General features: G+C 37.2%; 25 protein-coding genes. 15 read left to right on the top strand and 10 right to left on the bottom strand.

All coding sequences use genetic code 11. From position 1 onward, the window contains the following. Positions 1-73: 73 nt before the first annotated feature. From CCE82_RS05415 to CCE82_RS05405, 3 genes are all read left to right on the top strand, one after another. Positions 74-577 (top strand): SA0570 family protein, encoded by a 504-nt coding sequence (locus CCE82_RS05415; protein WP_086428399.1) that lies wholly within the window; start codon positions 74-76, stop codon positions 575-577. 93 nt (positions 578-670) lie between these two features. Beyond that, positions 671-1,387 (top strand): hypothetical protein, encoded by a 717-nt coding sequence (locus tag CCE82_RS05410; RefSeq protein WP_086428398.1) that lies wholly within the window; start codon positions 671-673, stop codon positions 1,385-1,387. A gap of 237 nt (positions 1,388-1,624) precedes the next feature. Next, on the top strand, positions 1,625-2,434 hold the full coding sequence (locus tag CCE82_RS05405; RefSeq protein ID WP_086428397.1) for an alpha/beta fold hydrolase: 810 nt from the start codon (positions 1,625-1,627) through the stop codon (positions 2,432-2,434). Positions 2,435-2,601: 167 nt separating this feature from the next. Here the strand turns inward: CCE82_RS05405 and sarA are convergent, their stop codons facing one another. Beyond that, positions 2,602-2,973 carry a global transcriptional regulator SarA gene (gene sarA / locus CCE82_RS05400; RefSeq protein WP_014614657.1) on the bottom strand — a complete coding sequence of 124 codons (372 nt, stop codon included), beginning with the start codon at positions 2,971-2,973 and terminating at the stop codon, positions 2,602-2,604. Positions 2,974-4,513: 1,540 nt separating this feature from the next. After that, positions 4,514-5,443: a DMT family transporter gene (locus tag CCE82_RS05395; protein WP_086428396.1), complete on the bottom strand. Its 930-nt coding sequence runs from the start codon at positions 5,441-5,443 to the stop codon at positions 4,514-4,516. A gap of 242 nt (positions 5,444-5,685) precedes the next feature. Here CCE82_RS05395 and CCE82_RS05390 point away from each other — a divergent pair, with 242 nt between their 5' ends. Beyond that, the gene (locus tag CCE82_RS05390) at positions 5,686-5,928 is read left to right on the top strand and encodes a hypothetical protein (RefSeq protein WP_167370964.1); all 243 of its coding nucleotides are present in this window, start codon (positions 5,686-5,688) and stop codon (positions 5,926-5,928) included. Between the two features lie 343 nt (positions 5,929-6,271). Here CCE82_RS05390 and CCE82_RS05385 read toward each other — a convergent pair whose 3' ends face one another. Together CCE82_RS05385 and sroA are read right to left on the bottom strand one after the other, a co-directional pair. Next, entirely contained in the window at positions 6,272-6,487 is a 216-nt protein-coding gene (locus CCE82_RS05385) for a DUF2922 domain-containing protein (RefSeq protein WP_086428394.1), read from the bottom strand. 15 nt (positions 6,488-6,502) lie between these two features. Beyond that, the gene (gene sroA / locus CCE82_RS05380; protein WP_086428393.1) at positions 6,503-6,706 is read right to left on the bottom strand and encodes a sigS mRNA-stabilizing protein SroA; all 204 of its coding nucleotides are present in this window, start codon (positions 6,704-6,706) and stop codon (positions 6,503-6,505) included. A gap of 140 nt (positions 6,707-6,846) precedes the next feature. Between sroA and CCE82_RS05375 the strand changes: the two genes are divergently transcribed. The 8 genes from CCE82_RS05375 to CCE82_RS05340 are packed head-to-tail and all read left to right on the top strand — an operon-like array spanning position 6,847 to position 13,258. Next, a complete protein-coding gene (locus CCE82_RS05375; protein ID WP_086428392.1) occupies positions 6,847-7,398 on the top strand; it encodes a tyrosine-type recombinase/integrase in 552 nt (183 codons plus the stop codon). 21 nt (positions 7,399-7,419) lie between these two features. Next, the gene (locus CCE82_RS05370; RefSeq protein ID WP_086428391.1) at positions 7,420-9,810 is read left to right on the top strand and encodes a DUF4040 family protein; all 2,391 of its coding nucleotides are present in this window, start codon (positions 7,420-7,422) and stop codon (positions 9,808-9,810) included. Next, positions 9,797-10,222, top strand: a complete 426-nt coding sequence (locus CCE82_RS05365; protein WP_086428390.1) for a monovalent cation/H+ antiporter subunit B — start codon at positions 9,797-9,799, stop codon at positions 10,220-10,222. Before CCE82_RS05370 ends, CCE82_RS05365 begins: the two co-directional genes overlap by 14 nt. Further along, a complete protein-coding gene (gene mnhC2, locus CCE82_RS05360) occupies positions 10,219-10,563 on the top strand; it encodes a Na+/H+ antiporter Mnh2 subunit C (protein ID WP_086428389.1) in 345 nt (114 codons plus the stop codon). Before CCE82_RS05365 ends, mnhC2 begins: the two co-directional genes overlap by 4 nt. Beyond that, on the top strand, positions 10,556-12,055 hold the full coding sequence (locus CCE82_RS05355) for a Na+/H+ antiporter subunit D (protein ID WP_086428388.1): 1,500 nt from the start codon (positions 10,556-10,558) through the stop codon (positions 12,053-12,055). Before mnhC2 ends, CCE82_RS05355 begins: the two co-directional genes overlap by 8 nt. Then, entirely contained in the window at positions 12,056-12,538 is a 483-nt protein-coding gene (locus tag CCE82_RS05350; protein ID WP_086428387.1) for a Na+/H+ antiporter subunit E, read from the top strand. Continuing rightward, positions 12,535-12,828 (top strand): monovalent cation/H+ antiporter complex subunit F, encoded by a 294-nt coding sequence (locus CCE82_RS05345; protein ID WP_086428386.1) that lies wholly within the window; start codon positions 12,535-12,537, stop codon positions 12,826-12,828. Before CCE82_RS05350 ends, CCE82_RS05345 begins: the two co-directional genes overlap by 4 nt. After that, positions 12,812-13,258 carry a Na+/H+ antiporter subunit G gene (locus tag CCE82_RS05340; RefSeq protein ID WP_086428385.1) on the top strand — a complete coding sequence of 149 codons (447 nt, stop codon included), beginning with the start codon at positions 12,812-12,814 and terminating at the stop codon, positions 13,256-13,258. The genes CCE82_RS05345 and CCE82_RS05340 overlap by 17 nt, the downstream gene beginning before the upstream one ends. Positions 13,259-14,932: 1,674 nt before the next feature. Here the strand turns inward: CCE82_RS05340 and mntC are convergent. Genes mntC through CCE82_RS05325 form a run of 3 tightly spaced genes read right to left on the bottom strand, consistent with a single transcriptional unit; the run spans position 14,933 to position 17,440 of the window. After that, positions 14,933-15,850, bottom strand: coding sequence for a manganese ABC transporter substrate-binding lipoprotein MntC (gene mntC, locus CCE82_RS05335; protein WP_086428519.1), 918 nt, complete (start codon positions 15,848-15,850; stop codon positions 14,933-14,935). Next, a complete protein-coding gene (locus CCE82_RS05330) occupies positions 15,850-16,689 on the bottom strand; it encodes a metal ABC transporter permease (RefSeq protein ID WP_086428384.1) in 840 nt (279 codons plus the stop codon). The genes mntC and CCE82_RS05330 overlap by 1 nt, the downstream gene beginning before the upstream one ends. Then, positions 16,664-17,440, bottom strand: a complete 777-nt coding sequence (locus CCE82_RS05325) for a metal ABC transporter ATP-binding protein (protein WP_086428383.1) — start codon at positions 17,438-17,440, stop codon at positions 16,664-16,666. The genes CCE82_RS05330 and CCE82_RS05325 overlap by 26 nt, the downstream gene beginning before the upstream one ends. Before the next feature lie 121 nt (positions 17,441-17,561). On the opposite strand from CCE82_RS05325, the gene CCE82_RS05320 reads away from it, so the two are divergent. Further along, positions 17,562-18,209, top strand: a complete 648-nt coding sequence (locus CCE82_RS05320) for a metal-dependent transcriptional regulator (RefSeq protein ID WP_086428382.1) — start codon at positions 17,562-17,564, stop codon at positions 18,207-18,209. A gap of 591 nt (positions 18,210-18,800) precedes the next feature. Here the strand turns inward: CCE82_RS05320 and CCE82_RS05315 are convergent. From CCE82_RS05315 to CCE82_RS05305, 3 genes are read right to left on the bottom strand one after another with little or no spacing between them, the layout of a single operon-like run. After that, positions 18,801-19,799 (bottom strand): FecCD family ABC transporter permease, encoded by a 999-nt coding sequence (locus CCE82_RS05315; RefSeq protein WP_086428381.1) that lies wholly within the window; start codon positions 19,797-19,799, stop codon positions 18,801-18,803. Then, entirely contained in the window at positions 19,796-20,791 is a 996-nt protein-coding gene (locus CCE82_RS05310) for a FecCD family ABC transporter permease (protein ID WP_086428380.1), read from the bottom strand. Before CCE82_RS05310 ends, CCE82_RS05315 begins: the two co-directional genes overlap by 4 nt. 16 nt (positions 20,792-20,807) lie before the next feature. After that, a complete protein-coding gene (locus CCE82_RS05305) occupies positions 20,808-21,791 on the bottom strand; it encodes an ABC transporter substrate-binding protein (RefSeq protein WP_086428379.1) in 984 nt (327 codons plus the stop codon). A gap of 235 nt (positions 21,792-22,026) precedes the next feature. Between CCE82_RS05305 and sbnA the strand changes: the two genes are divergently transcribed. Beyond that, a complete protein-coding gene (gene sbnA, locus CCE82_RS05300; protein ID WP_086428378.1) occupies positions 22,027-23,004 on the top strand; it encodes a 2,3-diaminopropionate biosynthesis protein SbnA in 978 nt (325 codons plus the stop codon). Position 23,005: 1 nt separating this feature from the next. Continuing rightward, positions 23,006-24,016 (top strand): 2,3-diaminopropionate biosynthesis protein SbnB, encoded by a 1,011-nt coding sequence (gene sbnB / locus CCE82_RS05295; RefSeq protein ID WP_086428377.1) that lies wholly within the window; start codon positions 23,006-23,008, stop codon positions 24,014-24,016. The last annotated feature ends 5 nt before the right edge of the window (positions 24,017-24,021 follow it).

Here is a 24,021-nt window from a genome sequence, read left to right as displayed (position 1 = left end):
GTTATTTCATTGCAATTTAGGGTATGATGATAGTGAACACAAATAAGAGAGATAAAAGAGGAGTGTGTACCCTATGAAAAAGCTAGTCAGTGCATTATTGATAACAGGACTTACATTTTCGGGTATGTATGCAGGTACAGCAGATGCGATGTCAGGTAATACATTAGATTCAGTGAAGTCATTACAACATGGTGATCGAACTGTCGAAGGTGTTACAATTGGTGAACGGATGAGCGATGTATTTCGACATAAAGGACACGGTATTCATACGAAAGAAGCTTACGGTCATCATCATTATTATGAATTTCATACAAAAGATGGTTTGATGATTGTGACTGCGAGTGGTGCGGGTCAACATGCAAAAGTGACACGTATTAGTATGAGTTATCAAGAATTGAACGGTCCGAAGTATCAAGAGGTGAAGGATCAAGTCAGCTCACACGCGACTACACGCGAACACCATAACAATGTCACAGGCGGCAGTGGTTATATTTCAGATGGCAAAGTGTCATACCAATTTGCGACTTCTACACCAAAAGATCAAACATTGAAGCTCTACCGTATTGATGTAGAGTAATGGTTGATCGCATGAAGTGAACTTGCTTGAGTGTCTACACGTCACGTCTCACTTTCTGTTATAATAGGGCTAACAAATGAGACGGAGGATTATATGAGACCCAATGATCGGACTTTACTGGAGAATGTAGAAGATTACTTTACGCATAAAGGTGTGTCTCCAAGTTTAATCGATGACGTTAAAGAAAATTTGAGAAAAGATATTCAAAAATCAGAAGCGGAAGATAAAGACTATATCGAATACCGTCAAAAATCTCCGGCTGAAGTTATATTAACGATACAAAAAAACTTGTTTATATTACAGTTCAACCCAGTTGTATTTTTTATTATTAACTTTATATTGATTTCGTCACTCTATGACAAGCAACTTGTGCCATTCGGTGCAGCGACAGGTCTATCCCTTGTTTATATGCTTGTGATGTTGCCGATATCAATTATTATATATACACGCATTATGCATAAAAACTATTTATATCGTAATAAAATAGAAAGTTATGCAGGTGTTGCATTAGCCATTTCTGCACTCGTATTAATTTTAATGAATGCCTTTGATTTGAACTTAGGGATTCATGTCGTGACACATTATGCACATTTAGCGATTGCGATGGTGGGCATCATCATTACGGCGTTTGGGTTATATAAAAAGTACTTGGAATATACAGGAATTGGACTGTTATTGCTGCAAAAAACGATAGATGTCATTGTAGGTGATGATCAAGCGGCTCAGCTTATTTCTATTGCGATTTGGGTCATGATTTTAGTATTGATTATTTTCTACACGATTGAATTGTCAGCGAGTAAACGAACATAAAACGAATCAACTGAACTTTAAATACCCTTTTGAAGTGCGTTTCATGATGGAATGCGGCTTTGAAAGGGTATTTTGTATCGTTTGAGCGCAATAACAAACACTTTATGGTGATGATATGTTAACTCAAAAATACATTAATGAATTATATAATTAAAGTTTATAAATGATAATAATATAAAATGCATGCAATTTTGTTAAATGGGTATACATAAGGTGAGCGCTTAAGGAGGAACTGTTTTGAAGAAGTTTGTAACGAGAGATAAACAACAAATCGCCTATCAAACAAGTGGTGAAGGGGAAGCAGTCATTTTAATCCACGGCTTAGATGGCAATATGGCTGCCTTATATCCAACACAAAAATTACTCGAACCTTATTTTCATGTCGTGATTTATGATTTACGTGGACATGGCAAATCATCTAAGCCACATGAATATAATATTGCAACATTAGTTGAAGACTTAAAAGAATTAATGCAACATTTAAAAATCGAGCGTGCACATTTGATCGGTCATGATATGGGAGGGCGTATCGTACGTGCTTTTGCCCGACGTTACCCAGAGCTTATCCATACGATGACATGTATTGCCGCAAATGAAGTCGATATTGCAAATGGTTTAAGCCGATTATTACTCGAACATAAAGAAGAAGTAGCAGGATTTACAAAAACAGAAGCGATGTGGCTATTATTTCCATATATGTATACACAATTTGCTGTCGCTCGTGCGTGGTATGAACAACAACGCTTATACAGTATTCAAACCCCCGATGAAAATGCAGTCGCCATGCGTGCATTGTTAGATGATTTACAAAAAGGGAGTGCATCACATGTGAAAGATATTCCAGCATTGATGATTAAAGGGGCTAATGACCCATTAGTTCAAGTAGAGAATTCGGATGATGACATCATGACACGTCCTAAAATGGAATATTTAGTATTTCTCAATGTTGGTCACGCTCCACATATCGAAAACGAGCGTTACTTTAAACATGTCTATATTAATTTCTTACAAAAAAATGGATTTACGCAAATGAAAGCAGGTTTATGAAGAAATTAAGGAGTGGTGTGAATCCAATGATGAATAAACATAAAAAAGAAATAAAAGTAAAACCACGCGTTGCAGTCGTACAAATGACAACGCGTGGTTTTACTTTACCCTCATGCGTATGATAAACAAGCCCTCACACGCTTCATAATTCATGTTGTGTCCTAAAATTACTGTGGTCGAATATCTGTAGATTTGATTGTTTCATTGACGCGATCTAATAATGCATTGATTTTCTCACGTTGCTGATCGTTAATTAAAATAAGTACCGTACGTTCATCATTTTCATTACGGCGTTTATCGAAATATCCTTCTTGAGATAAATTTTTAACAGCTTTTACGACTTGTGGTTGTTTGTAGTTTAAGTTGTTAATAATATCTTTTAAATAATATTCCTCTTCTATTCTATAACTCAAGTGTGTTAAAACAGCGAATTCTTCAAAACTAATTTTAAATTCTTTTTTAATCACACTTTTCAATCTATCAGCGTAAGTCACCATAGATAATAACTCAAAACAATCCTTGACTCTTGTAACAGCCATTCTCATAACCTCCCATGTATATTACCCTTAAACGTATTTGGAAACATAATACACAAAATATTACATTCCAATAAAATCCCGTTAACACCTTATATTATAGCAAAAGAAGTGTATATAACACCACAAAAAAGCACTAGTATAAATTATATTATATTTAATTCGAATGGAATTATTTAATATATCATATCTAATGGGCATGGATTTGTAAAATAATACACTTCAACGTTTTACAACATTTTAATGATCATGATATATATTCAAAGTTTTCAATATAAGTTGTTATATATGGTCATTTACCCATAATTTGCTATTAAATAACTAAAATAACTCAAAAAAGCAAAAAAAGATTTTAATGTTGTGTTTAACTTGGTTATAAAATATTTGCATTGGGATTCTTAACAACTTTTTCGTCAATAAAAACAGCTTTATTAATTAAAAGTTGCTCGTTTATTTTATCATAATTTATTATGCGTTTGATGAATTTACCTTTTTTACATATAACAACAAAAGGCTGATTGAACAAAGCGAATGCTGGTCATATGATGTCAGATGAATTGATTTTAGAATACGAATATTTTCAAAGCGAAAAATAATTGTGTGTCTTATGAATGAAATGATATGTGGAATCATTATTATTATATTGTGGATAAAAGAGGTTTAAATATAGATACTGTAATACTTTGACTAGGTTTTAAAAATGAGAGAGTTTTGATATTAATCATTTGTTTTTCATTAAAAAGATGATATCAAATCTCTAGAGTTTGAAATGTGATACATTGTTCTTTTGAATAAATTTCGATGCGCTTTCTTAAATTGGTATTAGTAAAAATTTTATGCAAATGCACAATAAATAGAATGATATTTATCTCTGTAGTCTTAGTTGTGCTGTGATTCAACCCTTTTTTAAGTATTATTTAATGATTTTACTGTTAAGTTTTGTTGCAGATGATTGACTCAAGCTATCTAGCATGCGATTTGAGACGGATAGTAAACAAATAGGGAGGGCTAAAATTTGACGTTTTTGCCTTCATGAATGAATAAACGACACGTCAGCTACAAAATATATCCTATCGTGTGAATCCAGTTGTATCGCCTTTCTAGCATGGCTGACAGTGAGGTTTTATCAGTGATCACATTGTTTACAGAGATGTACATTAAAAATATACAAAATAAGTATATACCATAAATAAATGCAGTAGTAAAAATAAAGTAAAATAAAAAAATTAGAAAATTCCTTGACATTGTCACAGCTCAATGCATTGGTATGTATATTATATGGGTGTAAGTTTCTTTTTTAAGTTAAAACATAATTTGATATGTTTATTTAAAAATTAAAGAACTATACATATTGTTTTTGTATTAATATGCATTTTATTCTACTGTAAAATGATTATGTGATACATTTATTGAAAAATTTAACATATATTGTTAATGAAATTACATAAAAATAATGTGAAACACAAAGAATCGTCTTCTAAAAAATGCATAACACACTTTGAAGAAGACAATTTTAAGAAAGCATCTATAAAAATAATTGGTTTTAGTTGAACTGAATCATAATAATGGCAATGATAATAAGCACGAAACCTAATAGCCGTTGTGTCGTAATATGACGTGCGGGCACACCGAATAGCCCGAAGTGATCAATGAGTAAGCCCATAATAATTTGTCCAACCATTATTGTAATCAATGTGAAAGTAACGCCAATCACAGGTGTTAAAATGATGTTCGTTGTCACGAAAATGACGCCCAGTGCACCACCAATAAAATGCCACCATTTCAATGAACCGTGTTGCTCAGATGTTGCGTGAATTTTAACGCGTCTGTGTATGATCAGGGTTAAAATGATCAGCGCAGTTGCACCGACCGTAAATGAAACGAATGAGGCAAAGAATGGTGAATGGAGTGCTTGACCTAAATGACTGTTGGTTGCTGTTTGAATAGGTGGGGCAAAGCCGATGAGCATACCAATGATCATCCATGGGCCATTATGACCGGTTTGTGCCATTTTCTTAGCGCCTCTTTGAAGATTCATCAAAATTATTCCGATAAGGAGCAATACAATGCCGAGTACTTTCAACAAGTGTAGCGGTTGAATATCTACATTGAACCAACCGAATGTATCAATCAACACACTCATAAAAATTTGGCCCGTAATCGTTGTAACAACTGTTAATGAGGCACCGATTCGTGGTAACAAAATCATGTTTCCCGTTAAATAAATGACACCCATCAAGCCGCCGACATACCAGTAATAATTAAAATGATAATGTTGGAAAACTTCAGTGGTGAAAAGGTGGGGATTGAGAATGAAATTGAGTATAACGAGTAACAATGTCCCGACTGTAAATGATATGGCAGAAGCGTATAAAGAAGAGTGTGTGTATCGGCTTAACCTGGAATTGATTGATGTTTGAACAGGAATGACGCCGCCAGCCACTAACCCTAGAATAAGTAACAGTGAAAGCATAATAAACCATCCTTTTGTTTAATTGTGTTATTATTATAGCACAATGTCTATGTGATAGTGTTAGATTTGATTGTAAGCAATTTCATAGGAAGACATGCGCGTGATGAATGGATGTCGTTTGAAACCTCTCTATCATTATAAAGTGATAAATAATCGCAGTAAATCACTCATAAAAAATTGTATGGTAGTCGATGGAATCAACACCATAATTAAGAACGAACATAAAGGAAAGTTGTGATATTTTGAAGGAACATGAAATCGTACGTGTCATTGATGAGCATCTCTTTTTTATAAATGTCAATGCGTCATCAGAAGTTCAAGAGGGTCAGTATGTTGAGGTGCTCAATCCTTTTAAATCTTATAAAACGTTAGCACGTATTGATGAAGTATACGAAAAATATGCGATATGTCAAAAACTTGGAAAACATAAGATTTTTTATGGTGATGAAGTGAGAATTCGTCCGAACTACCAACCCAATATGTAACCATGTGAATATAGAGTTTTACAAAGCGGCAAGTTGAGGTCATGCTTCGATTTGCCGCTTGATTTGTATTGAGAAGACATTTATAAGTATAAAGAGTATTTCGTTATATTCACAACGATGGTTGTAGTTTGACATAGATGCTGCCGTTCTACAGGCATTCGTTTGTCCATAAATTGTGATGCATCTGTTGTCAAGCGGACGCAAAAAAGACTGGGTGTTTGTGTTTCCCAGCCTTTTCCTTAATATTGATATATTTGAGTGGTGTCGTCATCGTCAATAACATGGACTTCATCAGTCACTAAACTTTTGATGCCTCATGACGCAATGATGACAATGCTACGTATTAAAATAATACAATGACAGATTTATCAATGACTTGTGCGCCAGCGACTTTAACGACAGGCCCATGACTTGTCTTCAATATGTTTAATGCGACTAACTTTTCTGCTTCCTCTTGGACTAATTCTTTTGTGATTGTTGTCTTAATGTTAGGCAAACTTAATTTGAAGCTCTTTTGCAATGCGTCTAAAAAAGTGATTTCTAAAGTTTTAACATTCATCGTAGTAACTCCTTTTTATTGAATATTTTCTGATGTCATTAATTCAATGCCGTCATACTGTTCGCCAGTCAACTTTTCAATGATTTGACTGAATGCTTTCAAATCTTCATGTGAGGCATCTGTCTTTAACTGTGTAAATCGGCGTGATGCTTTCTTTGGTTTCCCCTCGGCTGATGTTGTTGTTTGCGTCAGAATAAGTGTTAAATGATTGATGTTCATGTTTCTGACCTCCTTTCACTATATATATCGAAATCAATGACTCAAAATCACACCCTCGATCGAAAAAATTTGCGAAAGTTGTTTAATGTTACTTAAATATAGTTTATAATTATATGAGAAACATAAGGGAGGGGAAATGCTTGAATTACGTGGATCCAATTCGTGACAAAAGGGATATTCATAGGATGTACGATTTTTTACAATCACATTCGATGCGTGATTATTTGTTTTTTAAGTTTGCTATTCACACGGGCGTAAAGTTAGTGGAACTCCTCAATTTAAGCGTTCATCAAGTCATGAATGATGACGGCACTGTCATTGAAAAGTGGGCTGTATCTCGTAATCATGAGATTGGTGTGCGTATCCCGGAAAGGTTAAGAGAAGAGTTGAAAGCGTATATTGAAGCCGAGGCGTTATTAAAAACAGATTTATTATTTCGCTCTAGACGTACACAAAAGGGGCTCAGTCGTCAACAGGCATATCGTATTATTAACGCAGCAGCACAGCAGTTAGGTATCGAACATATCGGCTTAACGACTTTGAGAAAAACATTCGCTTATCATGCTTATCAATCGGGCATTTCTATCTCAATGATTCAAAAGTATCTCGGTCACCAAACCTCATATGAAACGATGAAATTTATCGGTGTTTCTAAAAAGGAAGTGGATACGACCATCGCTTTAAACTTATAAAAATAGAGAAAAGGAGGCGTGATGATGCTCAGTGGTTTGTTACTTATTTTGATTGCGATAATGGGGATGCTTGTCATCTCAATGAAATGGCAGACAAAGCGATTACCCCATTGGATTGCGATGCTTGCACCGGTGATCTCATCAATTGTTTTTATTTTTTATGCTCCTCAAATTTTAAATCATCAGCAAATCGTTGAAAAAATTCAATGGTTCCCTGCACTAGATATTAACCTCATCTTGCGTTTAGACGGGCTTGGTCTATTTTTTGCACTACTGATTTCATTGATTGGTGTGGCTGTATTTTTCTATGCAACACAGTATTTATCACATCAACATGATCATTTACCTCGTTTTTACCTGTATCTTGTCTTATTTATGTTCAGTATGTTGGGAATTGTGCTTTCCGATAATACCATCATTCTTTATATTTTTTGGGAATTGACGAGTGTATCATCATTTTTACTCATTAGTTATTGGTACGATACTTCAGAAAGTCAAAAAGGGGCAGTGACGTCCTTTATGGTGACGGTCTTTGGTGGGCTGGCAATGCTCGTTGGATTTATCATGTTGTATTTCGTGACGGGAACGAATGTGATTAGTGAACAGCTACGTCAACGTCATGATATCGCAGCACATCCATTATTTATCCCGATTATCATTATGCTGTTGTTAGGTGCCTTTACAAAATCAGCACAGTGGCCTTTTCATTTCTGGTTGCCGAAAGCGATGGCAGCTCCAACGCCAGTGAGTGCTTATTTACATTCTGCGACGATGGTGAAAGCGGGTATCTATTTGTTACTTCGCTTTACGATGTTGTTAGGATTGAGCGATACGTATAGTTATTTAGTCACAGGTGTCGGTTTACTTACGATGATTTTCGGATCGATAACTGCGATTAAACAATATGATTTAAAAGGGATTCTCGCTTATTCCACTATTAGTCAACTCGGTATGATCATGTCGATGGTCGGACTCGGCGGTGGGATTGCACAAGCAACAGAAGGACATATGATTGAACTGTATGCGTATGTGCTTTTTGCAGCGATTTTTCATTTGTTTAATCATGCATTGTTTAAAGGGACGTTATTCATGGGTGTCGGCTTAATCGATCATGAAACAGGAACACGTGACATTCGTGAACTCGGTGGTTTGAGACGTGCCTTACCTGTAACAATGGTGGTTATGTTTGCGGCTTCTTTAGCGATGGCAGGGGTACCATTGTTTAACGGATTTATCAGTAAGGAAATGTTTTTCGAAAGTTTAATAGAAGCACACCATTTCAGTGCGTTTAATATCCCACTCATGGTTGTCATTGCATTTGTCGGTTGGCTCGCGAGTATTTTCACGTTCATTTACGCACTGTATTTAATAAAAACGACCTTTTTCGGTGAGTTACGCGTGAAACGTCATGTGCATGAACCGCGTGTGATGATTTTACCGGCGATAGTAATGGCATGCTGTTTGCCACTTATCTTTATCGTGCCACAGTGGGTAGGCACACATGTCATTGAGCCAGCTTTTAGAGGGGTGGTACACTCAGAAGCTATCGTTCAAACTGCACCTCATCTTGCACAATGGCACGGCTTTAACTTGCCGCTATTGATGAGTGTGACGGTCATTGTTTTAGGTATCGTCGGCGTGTTCTTAGTTGATCGTATACGCACGCGCTTTTTATCGTCTAAAGAAAGTGCATTATCAGTGGAAAACATCTTCCGTACGTCATACCAGTCTATGGAAAGTGCTTCAGGCTATGGTTTACGTCATTTAATGAACAATCGATTGAATTCATACATTATCGTAACGATACTCATTTATTTTGCAATTAATGTATATGGCTTAATTCGTGCGGGTGTACCGGAACTTTACGATATCGAAGTGACAGATTACCATATTTTCCATGTTCTTTTACTCGTTACCATTATGTTGATCGGTTTTGCACTCATTTTTATTCGTCAACGTTTAACAATGGTCATTTTGACGGGTGGAATTGGTTATATAGTCACATTGTTTTTCATTTTAATGCGTGCACCAGACCTAGCATTGACGCAATTAGTGACTGAAACGATTACGACGGTGTTATTTATTGTCAGCTTTTCAAGACTCCCGAACGTGCCACGCGGTCAATTTAACTTTAAAAAAGAAGCGGTTAAAATCGCGGTATCACTCATTACAGCAATTACAGTCGTTGGCTTAGTATTTATGATTCAACAAGCGAGCGCGTTAGAAACGATTTCAGTGTTTTACCATGATGCTTATGAAAAGTCAGGCGGTAAAAATATCGTGAATGCGATTTTAGGAGACTTCAGAGCACTCGACACGCTAGCAGAAGGTTTAGTGTTGATTATTGCAGGCTTAGGTATTTACACGTTACTTAACTATAAAGATAGGAGAGGTCAAGATGAGAGAGAATGATTTAGTCCTTAAAACAGTCACGCGCATTGTTATATTTATTATTTTGACATTCGGTTTCTATCTCTTCTTGGCGGGTCATGACAATCCAGGAGGCGGCTTTATTGCAGGATTGATTTTAAGTTCTGCATTCATCCTTATGTTTTTAGCTTTTGATGTTGCTAAAGTGTTAGATGCCTTACCTATCGATTTTCGAAAGCTAATGATTATCGGTGCCTTAGTTTCTTTAACGACTGCAATCGTTCCGGTATTTTTCGGCAAAAACATACTGTATCAGGCAGATTGGTATGTCAACTTCCCATATTTTGGTGAAGTGCATATTTCTACCATTATGTTTTTTGAAGCTGGTATTACCTTAAGTGTTGTAGGTGTCGTCGTAACAACCATTCTATCGTTGAGTGGAGGGAAATCATGAATATTATTTTACTGATTGTCATCGGATTTTTAGTTTTTATCGGCACTTATATGGTGTTATCTAAAAACTTAATACGAATCGTTATCGGTATTGCGATTTACACACATGCCGGGAATTTAATTATTATGAGTATGGGCGAATATACGGCACAAAAGACGGAACCATTAATCGTCGGCAGTAACCACAACTTTGTCGATCCACTGTTACAAGCGATTGTTTTAACAGCGATTGTGATTGGTTTTGCGATTACCGCCTTTTTACTCGTTTTAGTTTACCGTACGTATAAAGTGACAAAAGAAGATGAAATTGATGTTTTAACAGGAGGTGAAGAAGATGAATGATAATCTATTAGCTGTTCCGATTCTTTTACCTCTCATCTGTGCCTTGTTTTTAGTGATTTTGCATAGACAAGTACGGTTATCGCGACGCATTGCACTGGGGGCACTATTCATCTCATTTGTTGTCTCGTTAATGATGTTGATCGATGTCATGAAACACGGTCCGATTACACTCGATTTCGGTAATTGGCAAGCCCCGTTTGGCATTCAATACGTGGGCGATCCATTAAGTCTTATTTTAGTCACAACGACATTTTTAGTTGTTTTCATGATTGTTGCTTTCGGTTTCGGCCGCGGTGAAAAACGTGCCAGCCGTTACTATTTATTGTCTTTTATATTGTTTTTAACAACAGGTGTCGTTGGTTCATTTTTAACAGCTGACTTATTCAATTTATATGTCATGTTTGAAATTATGTTACTTGCTTCATTTGTCCTCGTCACACTGGGACAATCTGTAGAACAACTACGTGCGAGTATCATTTATGTCGTTTTAAATGTAATTGGATCTTGGTTTTTCCTTGTTGGAATTGGCTTACTTTATCGTCAAGTCGGTACGTTGAATTACACACATATTGCGATGAGAATTCAAGAGTTAAATGATCCTACTGCCATTCATTTGGTCGCCATGTCATTTATCGTCGCATTTGGTTCGAAAGCTGCGTTAGTCCTCTTTATGTGGCTTCCTAAAGCATATGCGGTGTTGAACACAGAACTTGCAGCTTTATTCGCTTCTTTAATGACAAAAGTAGGGGCGTACGCATTAATTCGTTTCTTTACACTCATTTTCAACCAAAGTGGCGAGATTGTTGAACCTTTACTCATTGTTATGGCTTGTCTGACGATGCTCATCGGGGCAATTGGGACTGTGGCGTATAAAGATATTAAAAAAATTGCTGCGTACCAAGTCGTTTTATCCATTGGTTTTGTCATATTTGGTCTCGGAACGCATACATTTTATGGTGTCAATGGTGCGATATTTTATTTAGTGAATGACATCATTGTTAAAGCGTTATTATTTTTCATCATCGGCATTATCGTGTATACAACAGGGTATCGCCAATATCGTCATTTAAAAGGTCTTGCTAAAAAAGAACCATGGCTTGGTGTGGCTTTTATCGTCGTTACATTGGCGATTGGTGGGGTACCGCCTTTAAGTGGTTTTCCCGGGAAATTATTGATTTTTATGGGAGCCATTCAACATCAGCATTATATCGGTTTAACGTTGATGATTTTAACAAGTTTAATCGGGATGTTCAGTTTATTCCGCGTCTTCTTTTATATGTATGCGGGTAATGATGCCAAAGGTTCGGAAATGAATTATAAACCGATAAGAGCGAATCGTAAGTATATCGTCATGTTTATGACAGGCGTCACTTTAGCAATGGGACTGTTTGCGCCATTCATTTATAAAGTGACTGACGAAGCAACAGATTTATCAATGGATATCCATCGATATGAAAAAATGGTCAATCCAGAACTGCGAGGTGGCAGTTAAATGAGACAAATTGGTTTGAATATGATGATTGCGTTTTTGTGGGTCCTTTTTCAAGATGAAGATGCTTTTCGACTGCCTACCTTTGTGACAGGTTATATTATCGGTATAGTGGTCATTTATATCGTGCATAAATTTTTCGACCAAGAATTTTATCCGAAAAAAGTGTGGGTGTCTATTAAGTTTTTGGCAGTCTACTTATATCAATTATTGACTGCGACGATCTCGATTACGAATTATGTCCTTTTTAAAACAAATCAAATGGATCCAGGATTAGTAACGTATGAAACACAATTAGACAAAGATTGGGAAATTACGTTTTTAACGATTCTCATTATTATCACACCGGGGTCAACAGTCATCCGTGTCAATCGTGAACCAAGCATTTTCTTAATTCATGCGATTGATACGACAGAAAAAGAAAAAAAGAGCTTATTAAAAAGTATTAAACAATACGAGGAATTAATTGTGGAGGTGACGAAATGATTGAACAATTAACGCAATTCTTTTTATCAAGTGCATTAGTGATTTTTGCAATTTCGTTAGTCGTTGTATTATTTCGTCTCATCAAAGGACCAACCACAGCAGATCGTGTTGTCGCGTTTGATGCAATCAGTGCAATTTTAATGTCGACAGTAGGGGTGCTCAGTCTATTATTTGAAACCTTTTCATTTTTAGATTCAGTACTGCTTATTGCAATCATTTCATTTTTAAGCTCGGTCACGATTTCCCGTTTTATCGAAGGAGGGAATGTTTTTCATGGCGATGACAACTGATATCATTGAACTTTTAGCAGCCCTTCTTGTTTTCGCGGGAAGCATTATTGCATTAGTAAGTGCGATTGGTTTAGTGCGATTTAGAGACGTGTTTTTACGGATTCATGCTGCGACCAAAGCTTCGACAGCATCCGTACTGTTAACCCTCGTTGGCGTATTTATTTACTTTATCTTTGCACAAGGTTATTACAGTGTACGGACATTGTTAGCCTTAGTATTTATTAACATTACTGCACCCGTTGGCGGTCACCTCATCTCTAGAGCAGCTTATCGTACAGGTGCGTATATGTATCAAAAAAATGCTTCTCAACAAAATACTGATTTGAATAAAGAACATCTTGATGAAGAAGCCAAACGTCAAATTCGTATCGAAAAACGTGCCAAACGTCGTAAACGCATCTATTCACGCTTAGATAAAGATGATTCATAGGTAAGATATACACAATCCCCCTCTCTATGAATTTGAAATCGAAACTTTATATCATAGAGAAGGGGATTTTTCATAGTATTTCACTTTGTTTGATATGGAGACACATTGTAAATAGCAAGAATCAGCCCTTGCACTCAGTATAGTCGGAATATACAAAAGGAGGTAGGACATAATAGTTTTTTATGCTATGGATACAGAATTTTGTTTAACTTGCCCTTTCACTATGAATTGCTCTTGTGATTGCCTTCATGGCTTCGCGTTCTTAGGGGCTGGTCCTTCAACTAACTAACGCTTAATTAAGCTGTTACATTTGTTGAAGCGTTAGTGGATTTTCCGGACCAGCTGATCCCTCAAGAGTCTCAGCCTTCTGGCAATCATATTCCAAATATTGGAACAGAGGGCAAGTTTCTGATATGTAGACAATCCATAGTCTTTAATGATTACGTCCAGTTCATCCTCATTTTCGGATGTTTTACCATCATAGATCTATGTAAGTCCATAAAAATAAACATACTAGGAAAACTTGATGTTCCAGTCCCTTAGATTGAGGCGAGAAAGTCAAATTTAATTGTTTTCAATCGGTCATTCACTTACCATGATCTACACGACTTTTAAAAGATTGTCGAACGATGCTTTATTTAATACATGGGCTTGACTGATGAGATTGCAGCCAGGGCGAGACTTCTGAGAACATGGGAATATAACGCAAAAATCCCCCTCTATGGAGAAGAAGTAAAAAACTTCAGTATCATAGAGAGGGTTTTTTAAGAATTCACTTCAGTTGAGATAGGGGACTTGTATGAAATAGCAAGAATCAGCCCTTGCACTTAGTATAGATGTCATCGTAAAGATTACAAATCTGGGCGAGACTTCTGAATCATAGTAGCGTATGAACACACAAAAATCCCCCTTCTACTAAAAAAGAAAGGGGATTAGATATGGATGAGTATTAAAGATAAATTGTTTTCAAACAGTACCTTACTCATTTCGATAAGCATCACTTTCAAAAGATTGTCGAACGATGCTTTATTTAATACATGGGCTTGACTGATGAGATTGCAGCCAGGGCGAGACTTCTGAGAACATGGGAATATAACGCAAAAATCCCCTCTATGGAGAAGAAGTAAATAACTTCAGTATCATAGAGAGGGTTTTTAAGAATTCACTTCAGTTGAGATAGGGGACTTGTATGAAATAGCAAGAATCAGCCCTTGCACTTAGTATAGCTGTCATCGTAAAGATTACAAATCTGGGCGAGACTCCTGAATCATAGTAGCGTATGAACACACAAAAATCCCCCTTCTCTAAAAAAGAAAGGGGATTAGATATGGATGAGTATTAAAGATAAATGGTTTTCAAACAGTATCTTACTCATTTCGATAAGCATCACTTTCAAAAGATTGTCGAACGATGCTTTATTTAATACATGGGCTTGACTGATGAGATTGCAGCCAGGGCGAGACTCCTGAGGGATTAGACGCAGCCGAAAATCCAATTCGGCTTCATTCAGTGTTCACTCCAATCAAGCCGAATTTAGTTGAGGCAAGTCCCCTAGGAACGCGAGCCTAAGAGCGCAATCCAAGAAGTCAAGGTTTCTAATCAACAGAGCATCGTTCGTCAATCTGGAAGATAAGCACATCTCAAAAAGTAAAGAGATCTGATTTCGAAAACGTATTACTGCATGCTTTCATGAATCGTCTTAATATTCGATTGCATCATTTTATAATACGAATCCCCATCGCTACCTTCTTTACCAATCGAATCCGTATAAACTGTACCGTAAATCTTAGCTCCAGTTTCCTCACCAAGACTCTTCATACTCTTATCACTCACACTTGTTTCAAGCAATAAGTTTTTAATATTGTTTTCCTTCACAAAATCAACAGCTTGTTTCATTTGCTCTGGCGTACCTTGATTTTCAGTATTAATTTCCCAAATATAACCTGGTTTCACATCAAATTGTTTTGCGAAATATTTAAAAGCACCTTCACTTGTAATCATGACACGTTTCTCTTTCGGAATGTCATTGAATTTATCTTTACTTTCTTTATTTAATTTCTCAAGTTTTGTTAAGTATTCAGAACCTTGTTTGTCGTAGTCTTTAGCATGTGCTTTGTCTACTTTTTCAAGGGCTGTTTTAATCGTTTTAACATACTCAATACCATTGCCTAAGCTGAGCCAAGCGTGTGGATCGATATTGTGTTCTGTTTTTTCACCTTGTTTTAAGTAAATGGGTTCTACATTTTTAGAAGCTTGAATGACTGTATCATCTTTAATCGATTTGTTTGCTTGTTTCAATGCTTTCTCAAACCAACCATTCCCACTTTCAAGGTTGAAACCGTTGTACACAATTACATCAGCATCAGTTAAAGCTTGGACGTCTTTAGGTTTAATTTCGTATTCGTGAGGGTCTTGACCAACTGGAACAATCGAATAAATTTCAGCGTCATCCCCTGTAATGTTTTTAGTCATATCGTAAAGAATAGAGTTAGTTGTAACGATTTTTAATTTATGATCTGATTCGTTTCCTTTGTTAACGCCACATGCAGCGAGTAAAACAGAGAGAATCATTAAGGCGAAAAGTCGTTTCATCATGATGTTTGAAAAGCTCCTTTTTGTAATAGATTTTTAAGTTTAATGATGCCAAATGTTAGGCCGTATAACACAGCTGAAATGAGTACGATGACTGCACCACTTGGCAAATTCATTTTAAAACTCATATAAATGCCCGTTGTTGAACTGATCACACTAAAGATGCTAGAAATGATCATCATTGTGGACAATTTTTTAGTGAACAAAAACGCTGTTGAAGCAGGTGTGATTAATAATGCGACCACTAAAATAACACCAACCGTTTGTACACTTGCGACAATCACGAGCGCGAGTAATAACATGACAAAATAATGAATCACTGTCGTGTTTAAACCACTCATACGACTAAATATTGGATCAAAAGTCGACATTTTGAGAGGTCGATATAAGATTAAAATTAAGGCTAGAACGACCGTGCTGACAGCGAGTGTAGTATGGAACGCAGATTGGGTAATAGCGAGAATGTTACCAAAAAGAATATGATATAAATCAGTGGCTGAATGGATAACACTAATAAGCACAATTCCTAGTGCTAAGAAAGTAGTGAAAGTAATCCCAATAGCAGCATCTTTTTTCGTTTTTGAAGCTTCAGAAATATATCCAATCATGATACTGCTTAACATCCCCGTAATCATTGCGCCTATAAACATCGGAATATTCATTAAAAATGAGAGTGCCACACCAGGTAGAACCGCATGACTCATCGCATCTCCCATAAGCGATAATCCTCTTAAAATAATGAGACAACCGACCACACCACAAACGACACCGACTAAGATGGCCGTTAACATCGCACGTGACAAGAATTGATACTCAAAGAGGTGTTGAACGAACGACATGTTGAGCCGACTCCTTTCTGTGCGTAGATGCGTCTTCTTTAGCTTGATGGTATCGACTTAAAAATACAGATTCGATATTTTCAGGCTGTAATGCTTCAGAACTGTCTCCCAAAAATGCGACAGATTGATTTAAAAGTAAGATGCGATCAAAATAATGTGCGGCTGTTGAAAGGTCATGGTGTACAATTAAAATCAATTTCCCTTGCTGCTTAAGTTGTTGTAACTTCTCAAAAATAATCCGCTCACTTTTAAAATCAATGCCGACAAACGGTTCGTCTAAAAGATACACAAGACTGTCAGACATGAGTGCACGTGCGATAAAGACACGTTGCAATTGTCCGCCACTTAACGCATGGAGTTGTCGTTTACGTAATTCATAAAGTTCGAGTTCTTTTAAAAGTGCATCCCTTTTCTCTCGAATCGCTTTAGGAACACGTCGAAACCAACCAATTTCTTGATAACAACCTGTCAAAACCAAATCTTGTACATTAATTGGAAAATCAAGATCAAGTACAGATTTTTGTGGAATATATGTAATATTTGTCAATTGTTGTTGTGCTGGCTGTTGATTCAGTGTGACTTTTCCTTTAGCAGGTAATTCCCCAATGATTGATTTGATGAGCGATGATTTTCCGCTCCCGTTCGGTCCCATAATCCCCACCATTTCACCGTTAAAAGGCAAATCTAAAGATATGTTTTTCAGGACGTGCTTTTGGCCTAAGTGTAAGTTTAAGTTTTCTATAGACAGCATGATTAACACCACCTTCACTAAATATTAGGTTACCCTAATAAAATTATACGATAAATTGAAAATTGTCAATATGAATTCATTTCATGGTACAATAAAGTGAATATATGAGAGAGGTGAACATATGTTAACTGAGGAAAAAGAAGACTATCTCAAAGCGATTTTAAGTCATGATGGTATAGATACGTATGTTTCAAACAAAACATTGTCTCGCTTTTTAAACATTAAGCCACCATCCGTCAGTGAAATGGTAGGTCGATTGGAAAAGGAAGGCTATGTGATTACTAAGCCGTACAAAGGTGTTAAATTGTCAGAGCTCGGATTGACATATACGTTAGATGTGATTAAACGCCATCGCCTCATTGAACTATTTCTCATTGAAGTTTTGAACTATACATGGGAAGAAGTGCATGTTGAAGCGGAAGTGTTAGAGCATCGTGTGTCTAAACTGTTTGTTGATCGATTAGACGAACTCCTTAAATATCCTCAAACTTGTCCTCATGGTGGTGTGATACCGCGTGATAACCATTTTGAAGAAATATACAAAACACCGCTCCTCTCTTTTGAAGAAGGCGATGTGGTGACGATTCGACGTGTTAGAGATCGTTCAGAATTGCTTGTGTTCCTATCTAGTAAGGCGTTATCGATTGGTGATACAGTTAAAGTGATTGGGAAAGATGATATTAATCGCTTGTTGGAGTTGGAGAATAAGGGCGAGAAGATTGTGTTGAGTTATCAGAATGCAGAAGTGATTTTTGGTGAAAAAGCTTAGTTTTATTAGCATTTCGGTTACATGATGAAGGTAGCGAATCTTTGCAGATTGCTGAACCGGGCTGTGCTTTCCCAGGGGCAGATTCTTCAACTAACCAACGCTTTGATTGAACTGTTACATTGTTGGAAGCGTTGGTGGATTTTCTGAATCAGCTGATCCCTCGGGAGTCTTGCCCGGTTCTTGCAATCTGAGGTGTGGTGATTCTAATTTTTAAGAGTGCGGAAACGGAAATTGGCTGATGTTCATTTGCATTTTTGCTCCAATCACTCAACACTTTCTTTTGTGGAGATGAGGATAGAAAGTGGGTTAGAAAAAATGAAAGAAATTATTTCAAAAGTTTTTATCACATTTTTAATGTTTGTCCTATTGTTTAATCTTCTGGAAAACAGGCTAATTCATAATGAAATATTGTCGACATATTTGAATATCGCATTTTTGATGATCATTATTGTGTTTCTATTTGGTTATATCAAGCGATATCGAAGCCGAAAGTGATAATGGATAACATAGCAAATTTTATAAAAAACGGTTGTAGCAGAAAGTGAGATTTCTGACCTACAACCGTTTTTATGTTGTGTTTTTTAGTGATATCTACAATTTTTTGACGGTGAGTAATAAATAGATAAAGAATGGGGCACCAAATGCAGCGATGAAGACGCCGGCAGGGACTTCTTTCGGTAAAAAGAGTGTGCGCCCTATTAAATCTGCCACCATTAAAGAAATGGCACCGATACAAGCGGTCATGACGAATTGCTTGAATGTGCTTGTACGAATGAGTGTTTTGGCGATATGCGGTGCGATCAATCCAATAAAACCAATATTACCGACAAAACTGATTGCGACGGATACGAGTAATGTTGCTACGATAATTTGCAAAATCCGTGTTTGTTGAATATGTAGACCGAGTCCAGCCCCAACATATTCATGTAAGGCGGCAATTTTCATGCGCGGTATGATGACCCATAAGAGCGGTGTCATCAACAGTAGCGTGCCACATAAAATCAGACTGTCTTGAAATGAAGCGCCGTACAGACTTCCAACGAGCCACGTATATGCTTTAGACGCAGAGAGCTGTTTTGTTGTAAGTAACAGGCCTTGTGTGACGCCCATGAGCACGGTTTGTAATGCAATCCCAATAATGATTAATGTTGAGGGGCGAATTTGTTGGTTCATTTGAAATGACATCAGAATCAACATCGCAACGGTTCCTCCAGTAATGGCGAATAAGGGGAGAAGTTGAATACTTAAATGACTGAACCATGTGATGAATAGTACAGCACTTAAACTTGCACCCCCTGTGACACCAATAATATCAGGAGAAGCGATAGGGTTTTTCAAGACGTTTTGTAATAATAGTCCACTGATACCAAGGGCGGTACCAGCAAGGATGGCCAGTGTAATACGGGGAAGGCGTAAAACTTCTAACGTAAATTGATAAGCACTTGCACTCGGGTCAATGAAGTATGCGATGACGTCTGTAAAACGAATGACGTCTGATCCGAACATCATGCTTAAAAAGCTTACGATGACGATACTCACGAGGCCGATGCACAGATGTATGTTGTCTTTGGTATAGCGCTCATTTTTCATACACGGTAAATCCCCTTTTTCATAAGATAAATCAAGACTAAAGCACCCAAAATGCCTGTAATAATGCCCACGGGTAGCTCTAGAGGACGAATCATCCATCTCGCAAGAATGTCAGCACTGATCATTAAACAAGATCCGAGCAATGCAGTGTACGGTATCAATAACTGATAGCGGGGTGGGAGCACGAGTTTTGCGATATTTGGAACGATGAGTCCGACAAATAAGATAGAACCTGCAAGTGCAACGGAACTTCCTGCCAGCACACTAATCAAGAATACAATCACCCATTTGATTAACTTTACATTCTGTCCTAAGCCTGTCGCAATCTCATCACTCGTCATTAAAATGTTGAGATGTGGTGCGATAAAAAATGTTGCAACGAGAAACAGTAGCATGATGATCATCATCCACGGTATGTCCCAAATATTACGCAATGATACGGAACCGCTCAGCCAAAATAACAAGCCTTGCAGATTTGTTTCATTCATAATTAAAATGCCTTGTGTAAAGGCGGTGAAAAGCATTGAAATCGAAGCACCAGCCAGGATGACACGTTGCGGTGAAAAGCGTGCTTGTTTAAACATTCCCAATGCTACAACGAGTATCGTGACGAGAATGGCACCTACGAAAGCCATAACAACAAGTGCTTCAAATGAGTGTACACGAATCAATGTGACCCCCATAACGATAAAAAAGACTGCGCCTGCATTAATACCAAACAGTCCAGGTGAAGCAACCGCATTACGCGTGAGCACTTGCATTAAAAGGCCTGAAACTGCGAGTGACGCACCTGTGAGAAGGGCGATGATTGTTCGAGAAGCACGTGAACCTGTCACAAGTGTATGTATATCGTTTTGGCTGTCAAAGTGGAAGAACGCCTGTATCAACTGAGGTAGTGATACAAGCGTGTTTCCAATCATTAAGCTTAAAAACGATACAATGACAAGGCATAAACCTACGATAAATAAATGATGTATCGGTTTAAGCGACATAATGTAACTCCTTAAGTTATTGCTTTTTAATTTCTAGTTTTTCGTACAAATCATCAATCAATTTAAGTGAAGATTGGTAGCCACCTGCTAAGTTCCAAGTGATTTCATCTACACCATCAACGACATGTCCTTTTTTCACAGCGTCTAAGTTTTTCCATTCTGTGCTTGATGTCCATTCTTGTTCAGTTTTTTGTACAAGTTCGGCATCTTTTGCGTTAGGATCAGATTTGAAGATGAAAATTTGGTCCGCATCCATCAACGGAATACTTTCTTTTGAAGTGAGTTGAATGATATCTTTTCCTTTATCCACTTCTTTTTGTTGTGCTTCAGGACGTTTGAATCCTAAATCTTGTAAAATATCTCCAGCATAACCTCCAGCGTAAATACGTGTTTGGTCAGCGCGGAAGTTTACAACAGAAGCAGAAATCGGCCATGCATCGCCATATTTTGCTTTAGCATCTTTTTGGAATGCTTTGACTTTATCGTCATATTTTTTAAGTAAAGATTGTGCTTCTTTTTCTTTCCCTAAAGCTTTCCCCATTAATTCAGTTGTATCTTTAAATTTATAAACTGTATCTGTCGTAATCGTTGGTGCGATTTTTGACAATTGATCATACACTTTTTCGTTTCTCACTTTAGAAGCAACGATTAAATCTGGTTTTAATTTTGAAATTTCTTCCAAGTTCGGCGCAGGTTCTTGACCGACATTTTTCGTGTCTTTTAAATCATCTCTAAGGTATTCAAATTGAGGGGCTTGTGTCCAAGATTCTACTGCACCCACGGGTTTAACGCCTAATGAGACTGCGACATCAGTTGCACCTTGATATAAAGTAACCACACGTTTAGGTTCGCCTTTGATTTCAGTCGTTCCCATTGTGTGTTTAATTGTTGTTGTATCTGCTTTCTTTTCTGACTCTTCTTTTTTACCTGAATTGCCACATGCAGATAAGACGAGTAATAAGACTAAAGGTAAAACAAGTAGCTGTAAAAGTTTATTCATAAGACTAACTTTCCTCCTATGTATCATCGGTATTTTCGAAAATAATGAGAATCATTATCAATTAAAGTATGTCTAATTCTGAAGCATAAGTCAATAATATTTTTATCTTTTTAGTAAAAATTATAAATGTTTGACTTATAAATTGAATATCAATATAATGCCACCATAACCGATAATGATAATCATTCTCAGTTATAAAATTTAATCTCAATTCGATTCAAGGAGGTAGTCGTTTTTGGTTAAAAATGAGGCAACATATGATTCATTACTATCTTGTATTGGCCAGACCCCCATCGTACAACTGCAACGTTTATTTCCTGAACATCGCGTTTTAGCGAAATTGGAATATATGAATCCAGGCGGCAGTATGAAGGATCGTCCAGCCAAATTTATTATAGAGCGTGGGTTAGCGACTGGAGAAATTAATGCGTCGACCCATTTGATAGAAAGTACATCAGGTAATCTCGGCATTGCACTGGCGATGATTGCTAAAATTAAAGGCTTGAAGCTGACATGTGTGGTGGATCCTAAAATTTCACCGACTAACTTGAAAATGATTGAAAGTTACGGTGCCAATATTGAAATGGTGAATGAACCAGATGAGCATGGTGGCTACTTGATGACACGGATCCAACGTGTACAAACGTTATTAGAAGAAACAGACAATGCGTATTGGATTAATCAATATGCCAATGATTTAAATTGGCAAGCCCATTATCACGGTGCGGGCACAGAAATTGTCGAAGCGGTAGATGAACCTATTGATTATTTCATTGCGCCCGTAAGCACGACAGGTAGCATTATGGGGATGAGCCGTAAGATTAAAGAAAGTCATCCGAACGCACAAATTATAGCTGTCGATGCTAAAGGATCAATTATTTTCGGAGATACGCCACGTGACCGCGAACTTCCTGGTATTGGCGCAAGTCGTGTTCCAGAGATTTTGAATGCAGCTGAAATTGATGACGTGATACATATTGATGATTATCAGTCTGCATTAGGATGTCGACAATTGGTTGATCAAGAAGGCATTTTTGCAGGTGGTTCGACAGGCGCGATTATGAGTGCGATTCAACAATTAACACAAAAAGTTGAACCGGGTGCGACGATTGTGACGATTTTGCCGGATAGAGGCGATCGCTATTTAGATTTAGTGTATTCAGAAACATGGTTTGAGCAATTAAAAAATAAACAAGAAAGTGAGACTTATTAATATGAAACATCCATTATTGTATTTAAATCGTACGGATATCGAGCAAGCAGGAGGAGCACAGTCTCAAATTTATGTAGATGCGTTAACAGAAGCATTGACAGCGCATGCCAATCAAGATTTTGTACAACCTTTAAAGCCTTATTTACGTCAAGATGCTGAAAATGGTCACATCGCCGACCGTATTATTGCGATGCCAAGTCATATCGGTGGTGAACATTCAGTATCAGGAATTAAGTGGATTGGAAGTAAACACGACAACCCTTCAAAACGTCAAATCGAACGCGCAAGTGCAGTCATTATTTTAAATGATCCTGAAACGAACTATCCGATTGCTGTAATGGAAGCGAGTTTGATTAGTAGTATGCGTACAGCAGCGGTTTCAGCCATTGCTGCACGTCACTTAGCGAGACCAGGCTTTGAAAACTTAACGATTATCGGTTGCGGCTTGATTGGTGATAAGCAGCTACAAACGATGCTCGAGCAGTTCGATCATATTCAAAATGTTTATTTGTACGATCAATTTGAAGCTGCATCACAAAAGATGATTGAAAAATGGCGCGCAGTAAGACCAGATATTACATGGGTTCAAGCCCAATCAGCACGTGAAGCGGTAGAAAATGGTGACGTCGTGATTCCATGTACTGTAACGGATCAACCGTACATTGAATACGACTGGTTACGTAAAGGTGCTTTTGTGAGCAACATTTCGATTATGGATGTGCATAAAGAAGTTTTCATTAAAGCAGATAAAGTTGTGGTGGATGATTGGTCACAAAGTAATCGAGAAAAGAAAACAATCAATCAACTTGTACAAGACGGTCTATTTAGCCATGAACAGTTGCACGCTGAACTCGGGCAACTTGTGACAGGTGAGAAGGTCGGCCGTGAACATGACGATGAGATTATCTTATTGAATCCAATGGGTATGGCAATTGAAGATATTGCAAGTGCGTACTTCATTTATCAACGTGCGCAAGCTGAAAATATAGGCACAACATTAAGTCTTTATTAGGAGTG

The sequence above is a fragment of the Staphylococcus cornubiensis genome (assembly GCF_900183575.1).
Lineage (GTDB): Bacteria > Bacillota > Bacilli > Staphylococcales > Staphylococcaceae > Staphylococcus > Staphylococcus cornubiensis.
Note: the sequence above shows the minus strand (reverse complement) of the source record. Positions and strands in the feature narration are given on the sequence as shown.

What these genes read in the sequence shown, in the direction of transcription:
- CCE82_RS05415 (WP_086428399.1), top strand. Translation starts at nt 74, where the DNA reads ATGAAAAAGCTAGTCAGTGCATTATTGATAACAGGACTTACATTTTCG.
- CCE82_RS05410 (WP_086428398.1), top strand. Translation starts at nt 671, where the DNA reads ATGAGACCCAATGATCGGACTTTACTGGAGAATGTAGAAGATTACTTT.
- sarA (WP_014614657.1), bottom strand. Translation starts at nt 2,973, where the DNA reads ATGGCTGTTACAAGAGTCAAGGATTGTTTTGAGTTATTATCTATGGTG.
- CCE82_RS05395 (WP_086428396.1), bottom strand. Translation starts at nt 5,443, where the DNA reads ATGCTTTCACTGTTACTTATTCTAGGGTTAGTGGCTGGCGGCGTCATT.
- CCE82_RS05385 (WP_086428394.1), bottom strand. Translation starts at nt 6,487, where the DNA reads ATGAATGTTAAAACTTTAGAAATCACTTTTTTAGACGCATTGCAAAAG.
- sroA (WP_086428393.1), bottom strand. Translation starts at nt 6,706, where the DNA reads ATGAACATCAATCATTTAACACTTATTCTGACGCAAACAACAACATCA.
- CCE82_RS05370 (WP_086428391.1), top strand. Translation starts at nt 7,420, where the DNA reads ATGATGCTCAGTGGTTTGTTACTTATTTTGATTGCGATAATGGGGATG.
- CCE82_RS05365 (WP_086428390.1), top strand. Translation starts at nt 9,797, where the DNA reads ATGAGAGAGAATGATTTAGTCCTTAAAACAGTCACGCGCATTGTTATA.
- mnhC2 (WP_086428389.1), top strand. Translation starts at nt 10,219, where the DNA reads ATGAATATTATTTTACTGATTGTCATCGGATTTTTAGTTTTTATCGGC.
- CCE82_RS05355 (WP_086428388.1), top strand. Translation starts at nt 10,556, where the DNA reads ATGAATGATAATCTATTAGCTGTTCCGATTCTTTTACCTCTCATCTGT.
- CCE82_RS05350 (WP_086428387.1), top strand. Translation starts at nt 12,056, where the DNA reads ATGAGACAAATTGGTTTGAATATGATGATTGCGTTTTTGTGGGTCCTT.
- CCE82_RS05345 (WP_086428386.1), top strand. Translation starts at nt 12,535, where the DNA reads ATGATTGAACAATTAACGCAATTCTTTTTATCAAGTGCATTAGTGATT.
- CCE82_RS05340 (WP_086428385.1), top strand. Translation starts at nt 12,812, where the DNA reads ATGGCGATGACAACTGATATCATTGAACTTTTAGCAGCCCTTCTTGTT.
- mntC (WP_086428519.1), bottom strand. Translation starts at nt 15,850, where the DNA reads ATGAAACGACTTTTCGCCTTAATGATTCTCTCTGTTTTACTCGCTGCA.
- CCE82_RS05330 (WP_086428384.1), bottom strand. Translation starts at nt 16,689, where the DNA reads ATGTCGTTCGTTCAACACCTCTTTGAGTATCAATTCTTGTCACGTGCG.
- CCE82_RS05325 (WP_086428383.1), bottom strand. Translation starts at nt 17,440, where the DNA reads ATGCTGTCTATAGAAAACTTAAACTTACACTTAGGCCAAAAGCACGTC.
- CCE82_RS05320 (WP_086428382.1), top strand. Translation starts at nt 17,562, where the DNA reads ATGTTAACTGAGGAAAAAGAAGACTATCTCAAAGCGATTTTAAGTCAT.
- CCE82_RS05315 (WP_086428381.1), bottom strand. Translation starts at nt 19,799, where the DNA reads ATGAAAAATGAGCGCTATACCAAAGACAACATACATCTGTGCATCGGC.
- CCE82_RS05310 (WP_086428380.1), bottom strand. Translation starts at nt 20,791, where the DNA reads ATGTCGCTTAAACCGATACATCATTTATTTATCGTAGGTTTATGCCTT.
- CCE82_RS05305 (WP_086428379.1), bottom strand. Translation starts at nt 21,791, where the DNA reads ATGAATAAACTTTTACAGCTACTTGTTTTACCTTTAGTCTTATTACTC.
- sbnB (WP_086428377.1), top strand. Translation starts at nt 23,006, where the DNA reads ATGAAACATCCATTATTGTATTTAAATCGTACGGATATCGAGCAAGCA.